Source organism: Flavobacterium rakeshii, from assembly GCF_009741375.1.
GTDB classification, from domain to species: Bacteria; Bacteroidota; Bacteroidia; order Flavobacteriales; family Flavobacteriaceae; genus Flavobacterium; species Flavobacterium rakeshii.
The window spans coordinates 67,977-86,069 of sequence record NZ_WOWP01000011.1; the positions used below are offsets into that span (position 1 = coordinate 67,977).

The 18,093-nt window shown below is 37.9% G+C and carries 16 protein-coding genes; 11 read left to right on the top strand and 5 right to left on the bottom strand.

Features of this window, described 5'->3' with window-relative positions:
* Nucleotides 1-51 precede the first annotated feature (51 nt).
* Nucleotides 52-1,302: an ABC transporter permease gene (locus GN157_RS02915; RefSeq protein WP_157481629.1), complete on the bottom strand. Its 1,251-nt coding sequence runs from the start codon at nucleotides 1,300-1,302 to the stop codon at nucleotides 52-54.
* 157 nt (nucleotides 1,303-1,459) lie between these two features.
* On the opposite strand from GN157_RS02915, the gene purH reads away from it, so the two are divergent.
* From purH to rodA, 6 genes are read left to right on the top strand one after another with little or no spacing between them, the layout of a single operon-like run.
* The gene (gene purH / locus GN157_RS02920) at nucleotides 1,460-2,986 is read left to right on the top strand and encodes a bifunctional phosphoribosylaminoimidazolecarboxamide formyltransferase/IMP cyclohydrolase (protein WP_157481630.1); all 1,527 of its coding nucleotides are present in this window, start codon (nucleotides 1,460-1,462) and stop codon (nucleotides 2,984-2,986) included.
* Nucleotides 2,987-3,044: 58 nt separating this feature from the next.
* Nucleotides 3,045-4,073: a rod shape-determining protein gene (locus tag GN157_RS02925; protein WP_035133962.1), complete on the top strand. Its 1,029-nt coding sequence runs from the start codon at nucleotides 3,045-3,047 to the stop codon at nucleotides 4,071-4,073.
* A 13-nt stretch (nucleotides 4,074-4,086) separates the two neighbouring features.
* Entirely contained in the window at nucleotides 4,087-4,911 is an 825-nt protein-coding gene (mreC, locus tag GN157_RS02930; RefSeq protein WP_157481631.1) for a rod shape-determining protein MreC, read from the top strand.
* Entirely contained in the window at nucleotides 4,904-5,407 is a 504-nt protein-coding gene (locus GN157_RS02935) for a rod shape-determining protein MreD (protein WP_157481632.1), read from the top strand. The genes mreC and GN157_RS02935 overlap by 8 nt, the downstream gene beginning before the upstream one ends.
* Nucleotides 5,404-7,257, top strand: coding sequence for a penicillin-binding protein 2 (gene mrdA, locus GN157_RS02940; RefSeq protein WP_157481633.1), 1,854 nt, complete (start codon nucleotides 5,404-5,406; stop codon nucleotides 7,255-7,257). Before GN157_RS02935 ends, mrdA begins: the two co-directional genes overlap by 4 nt.
* The gene (gene rodA, locus GN157_RS02945; RefSeq protein ID WP_157481634.1) at nucleotides 7,254-8,510 is read left to right on the top strand and encodes a rod shape-determining protein RodA; all 1,257 of its coding nucleotides are present in this window, start codon (nucleotides 7,254-7,256) and stop codon (nucleotides 8,508-8,510) included. The genes mrdA and rodA overlap by 4 nt, the downstream gene beginning before the upstream one ends.
* Nucleotides 8,511-8,518: 8 nt before the next feature.
* Here rodA and GN157_RS02950 read toward each other — a convergent pair whose 3' ends face one another.
* Together GN157_RS02950 and GN157_RS02955 are read right to left on the bottom strand one after the other, a co-directional pair.
* Nucleotides 8,519-9,628 (bottom strand): ABC transporter permease, encoded by a 1,110-nt coding sequence (locus GN157_RS02950; protein WP_157481635.1) that lies wholly within the window; start codon nucleotides 9,626-9,628, stop codon nucleotides 8,519-8,521.
* A 5-nt stretch (nucleotides 9,629-9,633) separates the two neighbouring features.
* Nucleotides 9,634-11,832 carry a carboxy terminal-processing peptidase gene (locus GN157_RS02955; protein ID WP_157481636.1) on the bottom strand — a complete coding sequence of 733 codons (2,199 nt, stop codon included), beginning with the start codon at nucleotides 11,830-11,832 and terminating at the stop codon, nucleotides 9,634-9,636.
* A gap of 138 nt (nucleotides 11,833-11,970) precedes the next feature.
* Here GN157_RS02955 and surE point away from each other — a divergent pair, with 138 nt between their 5' ends.
* From surE to GN157_RS02980, 5 genes are all read left to right on the top strand, one after another.
* Entirely contained in the window at nucleotides 11,971-12,753 is a 783-nt protein-coding gene (surE, locus tag GN157_RS02960) for a 5'/3'-nucleotidase SurE (RefSeq protein WP_157481637.1), read from the top strand.
* The gene (locus GN157_RS02965; RefSeq protein ID WP_157481638.1) at nucleotides 12,740-13,030 is read left to right on the top strand and encodes a hypothetical protein; all 291 of its coding nucleotides are present in this window, start codon (nucleotides 12,740-12,742) and stop codon (nucleotides 13,028-13,030) included. The genes surE and GN157_RS02965 overlap by 14 nt, the downstream gene beginning before the upstream one ends.
* A gap of 45 nt (nucleotides 13,031-13,075) precedes the next feature.
* Complete coding sequence (gene lpxB, locus GN157_RS02970) at nucleotides 13,076-14,197, top strand: lipid-A-disaccharide synthase (protein ID WP_157481639.1); 1,122 nt, start codon at nucleotides 13,076-13,078, stop codon at nucleotides 14,195-14,197.
* A 64-nt stretch (nucleotides 14,198-14,261) separates the two neighbouring features.
* A complete protein-coding gene (locus GN157_RS02975) occupies nucleotides 14,262-14,975 on the top strand; it encodes a C40 family peptidase (RefSeq protein ID WP_157481640.1) in 714 nt (237 codons plus the stop codon).
* A gap of 34 nt (nucleotides 14,976-15,009) precedes the next feature.
* Nucleotides 15,010-17,025, top strand: a complete 2,016-nt coding sequence (locus GN157_RS02980) for a ComEC/Rec2 family competence protein (RefSeq protein WP_157481641.1) — start codon at nucleotides 15,010-15,012, stop codon at nucleotides 17,023-17,025.
* Between the two features lie 62 nt (nucleotides 17,026-17,087).
* Here the strand turns inward: GN157_RS02980 and GN157_RS02985 are convergent, their stop codons facing one another.
* On the bottom strand, nucleotides 17,088-17,567 hold the full coding sequence (locus tag GN157_RS02985; RefSeq protein ID WP_157481642.1) for a thioredoxin family protein: 480 nt from the start codon (nucleotides 17,565-17,567) through the stop codon (nucleotides 17,088-17,090).
* Between the two features lie 34 nt (nucleotides 17,568-17,601).
* A complete protein-coding gene (locus GN157_RS02990; protein ID WP_157481643.1) occupies nucleotides 17,602-18,063 on the bottom strand; it encodes a thioredoxin family protein in 462 nt (153 codons plus the stop codon).
* Nucleotides 18,064-18,093: the final 30 nt, after the last annotated feature.

Sequence of the window (18,093 nt, forward strand, 5' to 3'; positions counted from 1 at the left end):
CCCCTGCAATACAGGGGCATTTTTTTATCATTTTTTTATATCTATACTTAATTACATTCCGCTTCTTATAGCTTCTACAGGATCTAACCTTGATGCCGAAACCGCAGGCATTATTCCCGAAACAAGACCAATAGCTACCGATATACCTACACCCCAAATGATATTGGCTACACTTAAAACAAACTCAAAGTCTAGCACCTTGGTTAAAACCGCCGCTATTACCCATACGAGCGCCATACCTACCAGTCCGCCAATTACACAAAGTATAATAGCTTCAAACAAAAACTGAAGCAATATAAATTTCCTTTTTGCTCCAAGCGCTTTTTGAATACCTATAAGATTAGTCCTTTCTTTAACCGAAACAAACATAATATTAGCAATACCAAATCCGCCAACAATAATAGAGAAAAAGGCTATTATACCGCCACCAAGGTTTAGGTTAAACACAATATCATCAATAAAATCAGTAAAGCCCGAAAGGATATCAATCATAAAATTATCAATCTCACCAGCCTTTATACCCCTGTAACTTCTTAACTTATAAGCCACCTCAGCTTTTACTTCTTCTCCCGTATAACCAGCTTTGGGTTTTATGATAATTATAGGCGTCATAAAATCATTATGATCACCATATTTGCGACGTAAAAAGTTAACCGGAAGAAATACAGCCGTATCATTATTTTCACCAAAGCTCCCCTGCCCCTGCTTGTTCAAAACACCTATCACGGTAAATTTCTGACCATACATTCTTATTTTTCTGCCTACAGGATCAGCAGCTCCAAATAAAGCATCAGCTACTTCATAACCAATTACGATAACCGGTGTACCGGAAACCGATTCGGCTTCATTATAAAAACGCCCGTTAGATATATCCAGCTTCTGTATATCAGTAAACTCATACGACACCGGAACAACATTTATATCACTAACCGATTTATCATTATATTTAACCACCTCTCTACTGGTAAAAATCTGGTAGGCCAGCTTATCAGCCATTGTTACCGATTCTTTCAGGTACTGGTATTCGGCATAAGTAACATCAGGAAACTGATCTCTTTTCCACCTTGGCACATTGCTGGGCGCAAAAGAGAATCTTTTTAAATACATGGTATTCCTGTCCACACTGCTAAGTTGCTCTTTTATTTGCCTGTCCATAGAGTCTACAGCCGCCCAAACAGCAATAATAGAGAATATACCTATAGTAACTCCCAGCAGCGATAAAAAGGTACGCAGCTTGTTGTTCCTAAGTGCATTTAGGGCAAATCCGAGGCTTTCTCTAAGCAAACGCAGGTATAACAGCATAACATTTTTTATTGAGTTGTGTAAAATTCAATATTTTTTTCGCAAAATCCTAAAAACTAAAAACATTAAAATTAAAAAAACATAAAATTATATGTTATATCTCTTTGAATGTTAGCCATACAATAACTACTTTTGCACCTTTAGAACACGCATCAAAATGAGCACAGTAAAAAACATTTCATCGGCCCTTATCTCAGTATTCGATAAAGACGGCTTAGAACCTATTGTTAGGAAACTACACGAAAATTCAGTAACCATCTATTCTACCGGAGGAACAGAATCTTTTATCAAAGATTTAGGCATACCGGTTGTAGCTGTTGAAGACGTAACTTCTTACCCTTCAATACTTGGAGGACGAGTAAAAACATTACACCCAAAAGTATTTGGAGGTATTCTTAACCGTCAGGATAACGAGTCGGACGTACAGCAGATGAAAGAATTCGATATCCCGCAAATTGACCTGGTTATCGTTGACCTGTATCCTTTTGAAAAAACTGTAGCATCAGGCGCTCCTGAAGCCGACATTATCGAGAAAATCGACATCGGTGGTATTTCACTTATCCGCGCTGCTGCAAAAAACTTTAAAGACACTGTTATCGTTGCTTCTGTAGATGAGTACAGCCTGTTTTTAGACATGATTACTAAAAACAACTGCGGCACTACAATTGAAGAAAGAAGACTACTTGCTACAAAAGCATTCCACGTTTCTTCAAACTACGATACTGCTATATTCAATTACTTTAATACAGACGATACTTACTACAAAGAGAGTATTGCTAACGGACAGGTACTTCGCTATGGCGAAAACCCTCACCAAAAAGGCTTCTTCTTTGGCGAGTTTGACAAAATGTTCAGCAAACTTCACGGTAAGGAATTATCATACAACAACCTTCTTGATGTAGATGCTGCCGTTAACCTAATGCAGGAATTTAAAAACGACGACCCTACATTTGCCATCCTTAAGCACAACAACGCTTGTGGTCTAGCAACAAGAAGCAATGTAAAAGAAGCTTATCTTGATGCTCTTGCAGGCGACCCTACTTCTGCCTTTGGAGGTGTACTTATCTCTAATGCAAAAATAGACAAAGCTGCTGCCAGTGAGATAAACCAGCTTTTCTGTGAAGTTGTTATCGCTCCGGCTTATGACAACGACGCTCTTGAGGTACTTCAGGAAAAGAAAAACAGAATTATTTTAATTCAAAACGAAGTGGAACTACCTGCTAAACAGGTTAGAACATGCTTAAACGGATTATTAGTTCAGGACAAAGACAACATTACAGACAATAAAGAGCATTTAAACACCGTTACAGTAACTTCACCTACTGAGCAGGAAGTGGAAGACCTGCTGTTTGCTTCAAAAATCTGTAAGCATACAAAATCCAATACCATCGTTTTTGCTAAAAACAAACAACTGTTTGCCAGCGGTACCGGACAAACGTCTCGTGTAGATGCTTTAAGACAGGCTGTAGAAAAAGCAAATTCATTTAACTTTGACCTTAACGGAGCTGTAATGGCAAGTGATGCGTTTTTCCCTTTCCCGGATTGCGTTGAACTGGCTAAGCAGGCAGGAATCACCGCTGTAATACAGCCTGGAGGTTCAATTAAAGACGAACTAAGTATAAACTACTGCAATGAAAACAATGTTGCAATGGTATTTACAGGAACACGTCATTTTAAACATTAATTTGTTATTTTTGTTTGTGCATCTAATTTTAAATAAACTAAACCCTGAGGAATAAAGTATGGGATTTTTTGATTTCATGACCGAGGATATTGCGATTGACCTTGGTACCGCAAACACCCTGATTATACATAATGACAAAGTTGTTATTGACAGCCCGTCTATAGTAGCACGGAACCGTGTTACCGGTAAAATAATTGCCGTTGGTAAAGAAGCCAATATGATGCAGGGTAAAACCCATGAAAATATCAAAACCATACGTCCGCTTAAAGACGGGGTTATTGCAGACTTTGCTGCATCGGAAGAAATGATAAAGATGTTTATCAAAAGTATTCCGGCTTTAAAAAAGAAACTGTTTCAACCGGCCCTTCGCATGGTTATCTGTATTCCTTCGGGTATTACCGAAGTGGAGATGCGTGCAGTAAAAGAATCTGCTGAAAGGGTAAACGGTAAAGAAGTATACCTAATCCACGAACCTATGGCTGCAGCCATAGGTATTGGTGTGGATATCATGCAGCCTAAGGGTAACATGATTGTAGATATAGGTGGTGGTACTACCGAGATTGCTGTTATAGCACTGGGTGGTATTGTATGTGACAAATCGGTTAAGATTGCGGGTGACGTTTTCACTAACGATATTGTTTACTACATGAGAACCCAGCATAACCTTTTTGTTGGTGAGACAACTGCCGAAAAAATCAAAATCCAAATTGGTGCTGCCCTTGAAGACTTAGAGTCCCCACCGGAGGAAATGTCTGTTCAGGGTCGTGACCTTTTAACAGGTAAACCAAAACAGGTTGATGTTTCATACCGTGAAATTGCCAAAGCCCTTGATAAGTCTATTCAACGTATTGAGGACGCTGTTATGGAAACCTTATCACAAACCCCTCCTGAGCTTGCTGCCGATATTTACAATACCGGTATTTACCTTGCAGGTGGTGGTTCGATGTTAAGAGGACTTGACAAGCGTATATCACAAAAAACAGACCTACCGGTTTACATCGCCGAAGACCCGTTAAGAGCGGTTGTACGCGGTACCGGAATGGCACTTAAAAACATCGAGAAATTCAGGAGCATACTTATCAAATAAACAGCAATAGTTCATGCAGCAAATATTTAATTTTATATTTAAAAACAGTATCTTATTACTGTTTTTGCTGCTTTTAGGCATATCGTTATCGCTGGTATTTCAGTCACACTACTATCACAGGAGCAGGGCTGTTACATCGGCTAACGCTATATCGGGCTATACCTACGAAAAAATAAACGACGTAGAGCAATATTTCAGCCTTAAAGAACAAAATGATAAACTTGCTACCGAAAATGCCACATTAAAACAATTACTGTACAACAGTCAGGACACTATTAATATTCCTGCTGTACAGAAACCACAGGGACTTGATAATTTTACCGTTATACAGTCTAAAGTCATCTCCAACTCATACAACAATCAAGAAAACTACCTTACTATTAACAGCGGTACTAACGATGGTGTTAAACCGGATATGGGCGTTGTAAGCAGCTTAGGTGTTGTAGGTATAATAGAGAATACTTCAAAAAATTACGCTACGGTAATCAGTATACTAAACTTAAAATTTAAACTGGATGCCAAAATTAAAGGTAGTAACCACTTCGGGACCCTGAAATGGGATGCAAAAAATGCAGGTTACGCCCTTCTTACCGAAGTACCAAGACTGGCATCTGTAAAAAAAGGTGACACTATTGTAACCGGAGGACGATCGGTAATATTCCCGGAAAACATTCCGATAGGAAAAATTGAAAATATTTTCAGGGATACCAAAACAAATTATTACACCTTAAATGTTAGACTGTTTAACGACATGACTAACCTTGACCATGTATACATTATAGAAAATAAAGACTTGCAGGAAATAAGAGACCTGGAAGCCCGTACCGGAGATGAATAGTACACTTATAGGCAACATATCACGATTTGTCCTTTTAATGGCAGCACAAATTCTTGTTTTTAACAAGATGGAACTGTTTGGCTATACCGCATTTCCGTATATATTATATATCCTTTTATACCCTGTTAACGGCAACAAAGCTTTATTGCTTATCACTGCTTTCTTTTTAGGGCTAACTCAGGATATCTTTTTAAACACATCAGGACCACATGCCGCTGCCTGTGTTTGCTTAGCCTATTTCAGGCCTGCTTTTTTCAGATTCTCATTCGGTATCAGTTACGAATATCAAACTATACGGATAAATGACCGCCTTACGCCCGAACGTTTTTCATTTATTCTGATTTCAGTTGTAACACACCATTTAATTTTATATCTTTTGGAGTTATTAAGGTTTACTCTTATCATAGACACCCTGATAAGAACAGTTGCAACTACTGCTTTCACCTTGATTCTTAGTATTACCATAATTTATTTAATTAAGCCGGGCAAACAATGAGAAAGATTTTACTGCCAGCCATAATTATAGCTGCAGCGTTACTGATAACAGTCAGACTTTATTATCTACAAATACTTGACGACTCCTACAATGAGGCATCGGACAACAATGCTGTTAAAATAAAATACGAATACCCTGAGCGCGGTTATATATACGACCGTAACGGAGAGCTACTGGTAGCTAACCAACCTTCATACGATATTATGGTCACCCCTAATGAAATGAAGGACACAGATACGCTTGAAATATGCAGTCTTTTAAGCATCACCAAAGAAGAGTTTATACGAAAAGTTGAAAAGGCAAAAGTATACAGCCCAAGGCTACCCTCTATCTTTTTAGCTCAGCTAAACAAAAAAGAGTTTGCCGCTTTTCAGGAAAAAATTCGTCGTTTTAAAGGTTTTGATATCGTTAAGCGTTCACTAAGAGATTATCAGGTAAACGAAGCCGCAAATGTTTTTGGTTACATTCAGCAGGTTAATGATTATATCATTCAAAAAAATCCATATTACAAGAGCGGTGATCTTATAGGCAGACAGGGAGTTGAAGAAATGTATGAGGATGTACTTAGAGGTGTTAAAGGTGTAAAACGCATACAGAGAGACCGCTTTGGAAGGGAAATAGGCCCTTTTAAAGAAGGTATGTATGACACTATTGCCGTAAAAGGAAAAGACATCACATTAACCCTTGATGCCGAACTACAAAAATATGGCGAATCACTAATGTTTGAAAAGCGCGGTGGTATTGTTGCCCTTGAGCCTAAAACAGGCGAAATACTGGCATTGGTTACTGCCCCAAATTACGACCCGTCTATACTTGTAGGACGTAAACGTTCAGAGAACTACACCAAATTATCAAGAGATACTATAGGTGTACCTCTATTTGACCGTGGACTTTTAGCCGAGTATCCTCCCGGGTCTCCGTTTAAAATCCTTACCGGACTTATAGGACTACAGGAAGAGGTAATAGATGAGAACACTACCTTTATTTGCCACCATGGTTTCTTTTATGGCCGTGGGGCATTTATGAAGTGTCACGATAGCGGTCCGTCAAAACTGCATAACGGTATATACAACTCCTGTAACACTTACTTTGCCAGCACTTACAAACTGACTATAGATAAGTACGACAAACCTAAAGACGGTATGGATGCCTGGAGTAACCATTTAAAGAGTTTTGGGCTTGGTAACTTTTTAGGGTATGACCTGCCACCGGGAAGAAGAGGATTAATACCTGATGGTGATTACTACAACCGCTACTACCCTAACGGCGGATGGAGAAGCACAACCACTATATCAAACGCTATTGGGCAGGGTGAGATTAAAATGACTCCTATCCAGCTGGCAAACATGATGGCTACTGTTGCTAACGAGGGTTATTATTACACCCCTCATATCATCAAAAATATTCAGGATGGTGAAATTGACGAGAAATTTACCACCAAGCATGAAACCACTATCAACAAAGAGCATTTTAAACCGGTTATAGACGGGCTATATGATGTGTATAACTTAGGTACAGCAAAAAGCCTTCGTGTTGAGGGCATAGAGATTTGTGGTAAAACAGGTACAGCAGAGAACTATGCCAAAATAAACGGTAAAAGGGTAAAACTACAGGATCACTCGGTATTCGTAGCATTTGCTCCAAGGCATGATCCAAAAATCGCTATCGCTGTATTTATTGAGAACGGATATTGGGGAGCACGCTGGGCAGGACCTATTGCCAGCCTTATGATAGAGAAATACCTTAAAGGCGAAATAACACGTAAGGATTTAGAAACAAAAATGCTTACACAGGGTCTTAAAGAGGAATATGATAAAGTTATAAACGGATATTATAATAACAAGCAATGAGAAACCAGAGTGTAATTAATAATGTTGACTGGCCTTTAATTTTCCTGTATACCGCATTGGTATTACTGGGCTGGATGACTATATACTCTGCTTCCTTACCTACAAATCCGGGTTCTATTTTTGACCTGAGCGAGATTTACGGCAAGCAAATGCTTTTCATAATGATGTGTATCCCTTTGATAAGCGTAATACTTATGCTCGATGCTAAAATCTATGAGAAGTATTCCCTCATATTTTACATTCTGTCACTCATACTCCTTGCCGGACTCTTTGTTGCCGGTAAAACCATAAAGGGACAAACCAACTGGTATGCCTTTGGAGGCTTTAGTATACAACCTTCAGAATTTGCCAAGATAGCCACCTCGCTTATACTTTCTAAATACCTGAGTGATGTACAAATAAACTTAAAGACGACCAACAATCAAATGGTAGCCTTTGGTATCCTTGCAATGCCGGTATTACTTATCATGATGCAGCCTGATGCCGGTAGTGCCATGATATTCTTGTCTCTGGCTTTTGTACTGCACCGTGAAGGTTTACCTTCATGGTATTTATGGACAGGCTTTTTTGCAATACTGTTATTCCTTTTGGCATTACTTATAAAACTACAGTTCCTGGTGGTTTATATTATTGCCGGAATTATTATCCATTATGTACTGAACAGAAAAAACAAAAGAAACATATTCATTTACGTTATCACATTAATAGCAATGATAGGTTTTACCTTCTCGGTAGACTATGTTTTTAATAACGTACTGGAAGAACACCAAAAGGATCGTATCAATGTACTTTTTGATAAAAATGTAAACATTCAGGCAGAGGGTTATAACCTAAACCAATCAATGATTGCTATTGGATCGGGTTCATGGACAGGCAAAGGATACTTAGAAGGAACACAAACCAAAGGTAAGTTTGTGCCCGAACAACATACCGATTATATTTTTACTACAGTAGGTGAAGAATGGGGCTTTGCAGGTTCAATGGTTGTAATAGTACTGTTTGTAACTCTGCTACTACGCATACTATACCTCGCGGAGAGGCAAAAATCGCGCTTTAGCCGAACGTATGGCTATTGTGTGGCAGCATTGCTTTTTACACACTTTTTCGTTAACATAGCGATGCTTATAAAGCTTTTCCCAACTATCGGGGTTCCGCTTCCGTTTTTCTCTTATGGAGGATCGAGCCTGTTTGCTTTTACTACCCTCCTGTTTATTTTTATAAAACTGGATGCCAATAAGGTTAATGAGTGGTAGTTATTATTCTATTCGGCTTTTACATCGAGAGCGTCCCTTAGAGCATTACCTACCATCATAAAGGCAAGCACCAATAACAACATGGCTATACCCGGTGCTAATGCCAAATAAGGTTTCCCTAAAATAATATAGTTGTAGTGATCTTTAATCATACCTCCCCAGCTTGGCACGGGCGGTTGTGCCCCCAGCCCTAAAAAGCTAAGTCCGCTTTCCACCAGAATAGCCGAAGCAAAATTAGCCGCCGATATTACTATAACCGGAGCCATACTGTTAGGCAGTATATGATTAAATATTATCCTGACATTCTTATACCCTAAAGCCCTCGCAGCCGTTACAAACTGCATTTGTTTAATACTCATAACCTGCCCCCTAACCACACGGGCAACCTCTACCCACATAGTAAGCCCTACAGCTACAAAAACCTGCCAGAATCCTTTTCCTAAAGCCAGTGTAATAGCTATTACTAAAAGTAGTGTAGGTATGGACCAGATTATGTTTACCAGCCACATCACAAAAGCATCTACCTTACCGCCAAAAAACCCGGCAATGGCACCAAAAAATATCCCTACAAGAAGCGATATAAATACAGCCACAAAACCAATAGCAATAGATACCCTTGAACCAACAATAAGCCTACTTAATAAATCCCTACCCTGACTATCGGTACCCAGTATAAACTTTTGTTCCTTAATAAAATCTGACTTAATAGTTTCGAGATTAGTTGTACCAAATACCGTAAGCGGAACTGATTTAGTAACTGCCAAATCAGGATCGTTAGCATATTCGGTATAAGTAAGGCTGTCATTATTTATTTCATAACCAAGTATAGGCACTTTAGGCTGAATAAACTCTTTCCCTGTAAAATAATCAGACAGGTGTGTTTCCTCTGTTTTACCCGGCACAGGAAGCGTTAGCATTTCAACTGTAAACCCCGGTGACTTAGAATGAATAGACAAATCCCCCCAGTTAGCATTTTTGGTATTATCGGGCGCAAACACATAGGCAAACACAGCAATAAATACCAAAATCAAAATGAACGATAAACTTAAAACGCCCCAAAAGTTCTTTTTAAACTTTTGGAGCGCTAAGATTGTGAGGGATTGATTATTTCTACTCATTAAAACTATCTTGTTTTAATAGGTTTTTCTTTCTTATTAAGGGTAACCGCTGTTTTAGCCGATTTATCCTGCATGTCACCAAGTACATTTATTGCTTCTTCAACATAAACATCTTTAGCCAGGCTCTCATACCATATTTGCTTTTTCTCTGCAAAGGCAGGGTCTTTATCAAAAATTGCCTGTTCGTATGGAAGCGGTTTAAATTCAAGTCCGTTTTTGTAATCAGAGATAGCTTTAAACTTCTTGGTAATATCTTCCGTCTTTTTAAGCTCAGCCTTAAACTTATCAATATTCAGGTCAAACTGATTGTCGTCTTTTTTAGCGTCAATCCATTTTGCATTTTCATCAATAAGCTTAAACTGGTCATTTTTAGAAATCCTGTCGTTACTTTTAGCAATAACTAAATCATAGTTACTTTTAAAGGGCTTAAATGAAGCTGCATCTATTTTATCCCAAGGCATAGCCGTTTCGCTATCACGCTCACCCATTTGCAGGTAAGCATATCTGTCCGGCATTACAATATCACTGTAAACACCTTCTCTTTGGGTAGAACCACCGTTAATTCTGTAAAACTTCTGCGTAGTAGTTTTAAGTGCACCAAGATCGCCCATAGAGTTTCCTCTTACAAACTGGTTAAGATCTATTACATTTTGTACTGTACCCTTACCATACGTATGTCTGCTACCCAATATTAATCCACGGTTATAATCCTGAATTGCTGCTGCAAAAATCTCTGAAGCAGAAGCTGAGAAGTTGTTCACTAAAACCACAAGCGGTCCGTCCCACTCTACTTTAGTTCCTTTATCCTCTAATACTTCTTTATTCTTGTTAGATGATTTTACCTGAACAACAGGTCCTTCAGGCACAAATAAACCTGTCATATCTACAACAGTTCTAAGTGAACCTCCACCATTATTTCTTAAATCGATAACAATACCGTCTACTCCATATTCTCTTAATCTGATAACTTCCTGCTTAACATCTTTAGCCGCATCACGGTTGTCTTTATTCTCAAAATCAATATAGAACTTAGGTAGATTAATGATACCGTATTTTTTCCCATCTTTCTCTACAACACTTGATTTGGCATAAGTCTCTTCAATCTCTACTACCTCTCTTACTATAGGGATAACTTCAATGCTACCATCTACTTTTTTAACTGTAAGTCGAACCTCAGTTCCTTTAGGACCTTTAATTTTCTTAACCACATCGTCAAGGCGCATACCTGCAATATCAACAGGCTCTTCTTCACCCTGAGCTACTTTCATAATAAGGTCACCCTGCTCAAGCTCCTTACCTCTCCAGGCTGGTCCTCCCGGTATAAGTTCAGATATTTCTACATAATCACTTTTCTTTTGCAATCTGGCACCAATACCTTCAATAGAACCTCTCATACTGGTATCAAACTTCTCCTTATCATCGGGAGCAAAGTAGAATGTGTGCGGATCAAACCTCTCTACGATAGAGTTAAGATATATACTAAACCACTCATCACGGGTAAGATCGTCAATAAACTCAAAGTACTGGTCTAATGATTTACGGCTAGATTCGCGAGCCTCTTTTTCAAGCTCTTCAAAAGATTTCATTTCAGGCTTATCAGCTTTCTCTTTTTCTTCAGCCGACTTCTTGTTGTAAGTCTCAAGATTTTTTTCCTGTACCTTTTGCTTATCTGTTATAGATGAAAGCACAGAAAGTTTAAGTTGTTTTTCCCAACGTAACTTTAGTTCATCTTTAGATTTAGCATATGGTTTATGCTCATAATCAGCATCAAAAGTTTCATCGATACTGTAATCAAAAGGTTTATCCAATATATCTTTATAAATATCTTCAGACTCTTTTAATCGCTGAATCAATTTAGTGTAAGTAAGATCAAAAAAGGCAAGATCCTGAGTATTGATCATATCATCTATCTGAGTTTCATACTTAGCAAACTCATCAATATCTGACTGTAAGAAAAAACGTTTTGAAGGATCTAATCCTTCAATGTAGTCTTTATACACTCCTTTAGAGAAATCGTCGTTAATAGCAGCCGGATCATAATGTCCTTTTTCAATAACAAACGTTATAAGTTCCAGTAAAAGTTTGTCCTTATCTGGGTCAGATTCTTTTTTCCCGGGGATAAAACTAAGTAGTGCCACCGCAAGCACGGCAACAAACATCAGTATTTTATAGTTTCTTTTCATAAATTCCAAAATAGCTTTCATTATATAATCTGTATAAAAAAGCGTGCCAAAAATTCAAACGGCATGAGTTAACATCAATAAAAATAAAGGGCACGAAAGCAAAAATGCTTATTTTAGCTAACGTAAAAGTACAATACTTATTTTGATTTTACTAGAAGCATGAAGAAAAAACCCCTAATACTGGTCACCAACGACGACGGTATTTCTGCACCCGGAATAAGAGCATTAATATCGGTAATGAAAACCATAGGTGATGTTGTGGTAGTGGCACCCGACAGTCCACAATCTGCCACAGGTCACGCCATAACTATAAACAGCACACTGTCTGTCAACAAAATAAACATTGATCCTGATGTTGACAGCGAATACAGTTGCTCGGGCACCCCGGTTGACTGTGTGAAATTTGCCGTAAACGAAATACTGGACCGAAGACCCAGCTTATGTGTATCGGGCATTAACCACGGATCCAATTCATCCATAAACGTAATATATTCAGGAACACTAAGTGCCGCGGTAGAAGCCGGTATTGAAGGCATACCTGCCATAGGTTTTTCATTATTGGATTACAACTGGAACGCCGACTTTGAACCTGCTAAATCGTTTATTAAAAAAATAACCCTACAGGTACTTGCAAACGGATTACCGGAGGGCGTTATTCTTAATGTAAATATCCCTAAACTAAAGGAAAACGAAATTAAGGGCATCAAAATATGCCGACAGGCAAAAGCCATGTGGATGGAGGAGTTTGACAAAAGACAAAACCCCCAGGGACGTGATTATTACTGGCTAACCGGAAAATTTGTAAATCTCGACAACGGTGAAGACACTGACGAATGGGCTTTAGAAAAGGGATACATTTCCATAGTACCGGTTCAGTTTGACCTAACCGCACATCACGCCATACAACAATTAAATTCGTGGAAATTAAATGAAAATAAGTAAATATATACAGGTAGCCATAGGTATAATTATTGGCTTTGCCATTGCCTCACTAGGTATATTTTTATACCTGAAATATGTGGAATCTACTACAGGGAGTAACCTAAACGATACTATCACTGCAATTAAGTCGCAGGGGGTAATGGGTAAAGTAATTACCATTGGCGCAATACCTAACCTGCTTATATTTTTCCTCCTGTTGCGATTAAAAAGAGATATGATGGCATGGGGCATAATAATTGCTACGGCTATTTTAACTTTAATTACAGTATTTGTATAAAAAAGGCTGATTAAATTAAGTACTTTTGACCTATAAACACTAAGCATGAAATATTACATTATAGCCGGTGAAGCCTCGGGAGACCTGCATGGTTCCAACCTTATGAAAGAACTGCACAAACAGGATCCGGAAGCAAACATACGCTTTTGGGGAGGTGACCTTATGCAGCAGGCAGGCGGAACACTGGTTAAGCATTACCGCGAGCTGGCATTTATGGGTTTTGCAGAAGTTGTAGCCAACCTGCGTACTATTTTAGGTAATATTAAATTTTGCAAGGAAGACATATTGGGCTTTCAGCCCGATGTAATTATTTTTATAGACTACCCCGGCTTTAATATGCGCATAGCCAAATGGGCAAAAGAACTGGGTATTAAAACACACTACTACATTTCCCCACAAATATGGGCCTGGAAAGAAAACAGGATTAAAGCCATTAAGAGAGATGTAGACCACATGTATATCATTCTCCCTTTTGAGAAGGACTTTTATGAAAACAAACATCAGTTTGCCGTGGAGTTTGTAGGACATCCGTTAATTGATGCCATACACAACCGCAAACCAACCGATGCCGAAAGTTTTAAGAAAGAACATAACTTAGACGACAAACCCGTTATTGCGCTTTTACCGGGTAGTCGTAAACAGGAAATCTCGAAACTACTTAGCGAAATGCTTTCCGTAGTAAAATATTTCCCAGACTATCAGTTTGTAATTGCCGGAGCTCCGTCACAGGATTATGAGTTCTACCAGCAGTTTCTTAAAAACAGTAATGTTCATTTTATAAGCAATAAAACTTACGATCTCCTAAGTATAGCACATGCTGCTTTGGTAACATCGGGCACCGCTACGCTGGAAACAGCACTCTTTAAAGTACCCGAAGTGGTATGCTATAAAGGCAGCTGGATATCTTACCAGATAGCTAAACGCATTATCACCCTTAAATTCATTTCACTGGTTAATCTTATTATGGATCGTGAAGTGGTTAAAGAACTAATACAGGGTGAATGCAACCGTAAGAACATTAAAAAAGAGCTCCAGAAAATATTAGACCCAAAACACCGAAAGAAAGTACTTGCCGACTATGACTTACTGGAACAAAAACTGGGCGGTGAAGGTGCAAGCCAAAAAACAGCTCAACGAATAATTAAGCATTTGAACGAAGGAAAATAAAACCCATATTTTTATTTTTATATTTGTGTACAGCACAACTGTAATAATAACCAAATAACCGCTTTTGAAAAAATTAGTATCCATATCCGTTTTCCTGTTACTGGCGCTTTCCTGGAAAGCTTCGGGACAGATTATAACATCTAAGGAAGAGGCTGTGGAGAAAGGATTATATTCTTACAGTGAAGTACCCGGAAGCCTTGATATTACATCAGGAGGTAGCGGAAGCCAAAGTAGTGAGACTGAAGAAAAATCAAAGAAAAAGAGAAAGCGCAGAAGCAAAAAAAATGAGTCGGTAAACATACCTGCTACAGAGCCTGTATCCGTTACTAAAACAGAAATTAAACTGGACGAAAATGATTATGGTTTTGTTTCTGACTTTACCATTGATAATTACACTCAAATTCAGATTGTAAATAATGCCATGGATTTTGAAGGTGTACGTTACAGAACAGGCGGAACTACAAAAGACGGCATGGACTGTTCCGGACTTGTATTCACAACCTTTAAGATTTTTGATATTTCCCTACCCAGAAGCTCTTACGAACAGGCAAAGGTTGGCGAAGAAATTAAAATATCTGAAGTAAAACCGGGCGACCTGCTTTTCTTTAAAACTAACCGCCGCAAAAAAGCCATTAATCACGTAGGACTGGTTATATCTGTTGAAAACGGCGAAGTCCAGTTTATACATTCAACACTTAGCCTAGGTGTTACCATATCTTCCATGAGTGAAGAGTATTACACAAAAAGCTTTGCTCAGGCTAACAGAATACTAAACTAACATCTCCCTTTTACAAAACTAACTTTTACTATCTTTGGGCAACACCTTACCTAAAGATATGATAATAGCATTACTAACCCTGTTTTTTGCAGTAGGCATTATTGCCGGCTATTACATAAACCCATATTTAAGTTTAGCATTATCTTTTTCGGCAGTTGCCTTATTACTTTTCCTTTTCATGTACAGGAAAAGTAAAAGCCAACTAATACAAAAACCGTACTTTTCAATAAGTACATGGCTGTTAACTTTTAGCCTCGGAATACTTTCTTACACTATACACAACGCCCCTAATCAAAAACTACATTACTCTCATTACATAACCAACAATGCAATTATTGAAGGTACTATAACCCACCGACTAAAACCTACCGAATTTTCTGAAAGGTATTATTTTGAAGTTAGCAGAGTAAATCACTATAAAACCAGAGGCAGAATATTAATTAGCTCAAAAAATAAAACATTTAGTCCGGGAGACAACCTTATTATTACTGAAACACCAAAACCCATAAACAAACCTCTCAACCCTTATCAGTTTGACTATGCCGCTTACATGGAAAAACAGAATATTTTCCATCAATTAAACCTGAATAAAAATTATATACTTACCGGTGAGACCAAGAGCTTCAATTATTATCTTGACTACACAAGAAACAAACTAACAGACAGTTTCAACAAAAACACTTTCGCTCCAAAAGAAATTGCTCTACTAAAGGCTTTACTACTGGGACAACGGCAGGACCTGAGCACAGAAACAACAGAGATGTTTGCTTCGGCAGGAGCCATACATATACTGGCTATATCAGGACTACATATTGCAATCCTATTTTTACTGCTCAACCTGTTACTAAAACCGTTAGACCGATTATCAAAAAGAGGTAAAACAATAAAGTTGATATTATTACTACTATTACTTTTGGGGTTCGCCATACTTTCGGGTTTATCACCATCGGTAGTCAGGGCTGTCATCATGTTTAGTTTTATAAGTATTGGTCAATACCTAAACCGAAACAGCAGCATGATGAATTCGGTCGCCATATCTATGCTACTTATACTCCTGTTCAGCCCCAAACAGCTTTTTGATGTAGGTTTTCAGTTAAGTTATACAGCAGTTATAGCCATTATTGCTCTAAGACCTGTTTACAAAAACATAAGGCTTTCCAAATACAGAGTTATAAACTATTTTACCGATATAGCCATTATATCGGTCATAGCACAAGTAAGCACCCTCCCGCTATGCCTTTATTATTTTAAACAAATCCCATTACTATCTGTCATTACCAATATTATTGTTGTTCCGCTAACCGGATTATTATTAACCTTTGGAATACTGACATTACTAGTCAACTTTATTAGCACATACTTAGCACATGCAACAGGAACAATCTTAAAATGGCTTATACAAATCCTTAATCATTATACCGAATGGATTGCCGGGTTTGAGAGTTTTAATATTAAAGACATTACATTTCCTTTGTTATTTTCAATTACCCTGACATTAGTAATCACTGTATTTGGCATATGGTTAAGAAAGCCAACTTTTAAAACCACAATAGTTGTATTAAGTTGCTTTTCACTCTTTCAAATTAGCTATTTGGGTTATAAAACCTACATGAATAACAAAAGCGAACTGATTGTATTTAACAACTATAATGAATCGGTTGTCAGTATAAAAGACTGCAACAGATTAACCATTCTCTGCAACGATACTACAGCATATCCTATAAAAACAATTAAACCCTACCTCACAGCCGCTTTTAATCCCAAACCCACACTTACCCAACTCAACACATTATTATGGTTTAAAGGGCAAAAAATAGCCGTTTTAGAACCCAACACCATTTATCCCGAAGACCTAAAACCGGATATAATACTATTAAGTCACTCTCCTAAAGTAAATCTTGAAAAAATAATTATTGAAATGAAGCCGAAAGTAATTATTGCTGACGGCACTAATTACAGGAATTTAATACAACACTGGAAAGCTACCTGCCATAAACAAAATATCCTTTTCCATGCTACTGCAGAAAAAGGATATTATAAACTTGAATAAATAATTAATCACTAAAAAAATCCCTTTTCACCAAAACGGGAAAAGGGATAATATCTTTAATTTTATTTTTTTTGTGTTTTACCGTGGTCTAATATTGCATTAGCACCTTCAAGCCAGGCAGAAGCTCCGCCTCTAACATAGCCTGTTTTACCAAGCTGTTTCAGTACAGGTTTTTTATCTTCACCCTTTTGCACATCTACAAACCATACGGTAGGATATCCCTGCACAGCAAACGATCTTGCCAGTGAAGCATTTTGTTGCTTCAGTTCGGCAGACTGAGCTGTTCTTTTAGGAAAGTCAAGCTCCACAAGGATAACATTATCATTAGCCCATTTTGCAAATTCATCTGTTTTCAGCACTTCTTTTTGCAAACGCATACACCAGCCGCACCAGTCACTTCCGGTAAAAAACAACAATAAAGGTTTCTTGTTTTTTTGCGAAAGCTCCATCGCTTTATTCATATCGGTATGCCATTCAAGCTCCTGAGCCTGTATGGTAATTGAACCCAGTACAATAAAAAGCGTTAACAGTATTTTTTTCATGAGCTATATATTATCCGGCAATAACCGGAGTTAATTATTCTTCTTTTAAAGCAGTTAGTAACTGATCGGGAGTTTGTAAACCAACAATGGTATTTATAATCTGCCCTTTTTTATCAAAAACCATCATAGTAGGATAAGAACGAATACTTAATTCCCTTGCAAACTGATGAACAGAATTTCTTCCTTTACGTCCTTCTACAAAATTAGGGTTAGTATATTTTTTACCCTTATAGTTTACGTCAAAGTTACCTTCAGCATTAAACTTAACTGCATAATAATTTTTACTTATATACTCTACTACCGCAGGGTCATGAAAAGTGTGTTTATCCAGTATTTTACATGGACCGCACCAATCAGTATACACATCCATAAAAATAGGCTTGGCTTCTTTTTTCTGAGCCGTCAGTGCCTCGTCCATAGACATCCATTTTATTTCCTGAGCCTGTGTAGCCATAGTACCTAAAGCTACAAACAGTATTAAAAGTATTTTTTTCATAAGTATTTATTTTCCGATTGGATTTCAAAA

Bases quoted from the DNA above. Each gene is read 5' to 3' on its own strand.
- GN157_RS02925 (WP_035133962.1), top strand. From the start codon at position 3,045: ATGGGATTTTTTGATTTCATGACCGAGGATATTGCGATTGACCTTGGT.
- lpxB (WP_157481639.1), top strand. From the start codon at position 13,076: ATGAAATATTACATTATAGCCGGTGAAGCCTCGGGAGACCTGCATGGT.
- mrdA (WP_157481633.1), top strand. From the start codon at position 5,404: ATGAGAAAGATTTTACTGCCAGCCATAATTATAGCTGCAGCGTTACTG.
- mreC (WP_157481631.1), top strand. From the start codon at position 4,087: ATGCAGCAAATATTTAATTTTATATTTAAAAACAGTATCTTATTACTG.
- GN157_RS02955 (WP_157481636.1), bottom strand. From the start codon at position 11,832: ATGAAAGCTATTTTGGAATTTATGAAAAGAAACTATAAAATACTGATG.
- surE (WP_157481637.1), top strand. From the start codon at position 11,971: ATGAAGAAAAAACCCCTAATACTGGTCACCAACGACGACGGTATTTCT.
- GN157_RS02935 (WP_157481632.1), top strand. From the start codon at position 4,904: ATGAATAGTACACTTATAGGCAACATATCACGATTTGTCCTTTTAATG.
- GN157_RS02965 (WP_157481638.1), top strand. From the start codon at position 12,740: ATGAAAATAAGTAAATATATACAGGTAGCCATAGGTATAATTATTGGC.
- GN157_RS02985 (WP_157481642.1), bottom strand. From the start codon at position 17,567: ATGAAAAAAATACTGTTAACGCTTTTTATTGTACTGGGTTCAATTACC.
- GN157_RS02915 (WP_157481629.1), bottom strand. From the start codon at position 1,302: ATGCTGTTATACCTGCGTTTGCTTAGAGAAAGCCTCGGATTTGCCCTA.
- purH (WP_157481630.1), top strand. From the start codon at position 1,460: ATGAGCACAGTAAAAAACATTTCATCGGCCCTTATCTCAGTATTCGAT.
- GN157_RS02990 (WP_157481643.1), bottom strand. From the start codon at position 18,063: ATGAAAAAAATACTTTTAATACTGTTTGTAGCTTTAGGTACTATGGCT.
- GN157_RS02950 (WP_157481635.1), bottom strand. From the start codon at position 9,628: ATGAGTAGAAATAATCAATCCCTCACAATCTTAGCGCTCCAAAAGTTT.
- rodA (WP_157481634.1), top strand. From the start codon at position 7,254: ATGAGAAACCAGAGTGTAATTAATAATGTTGACTGGCCTTTAATTTTC.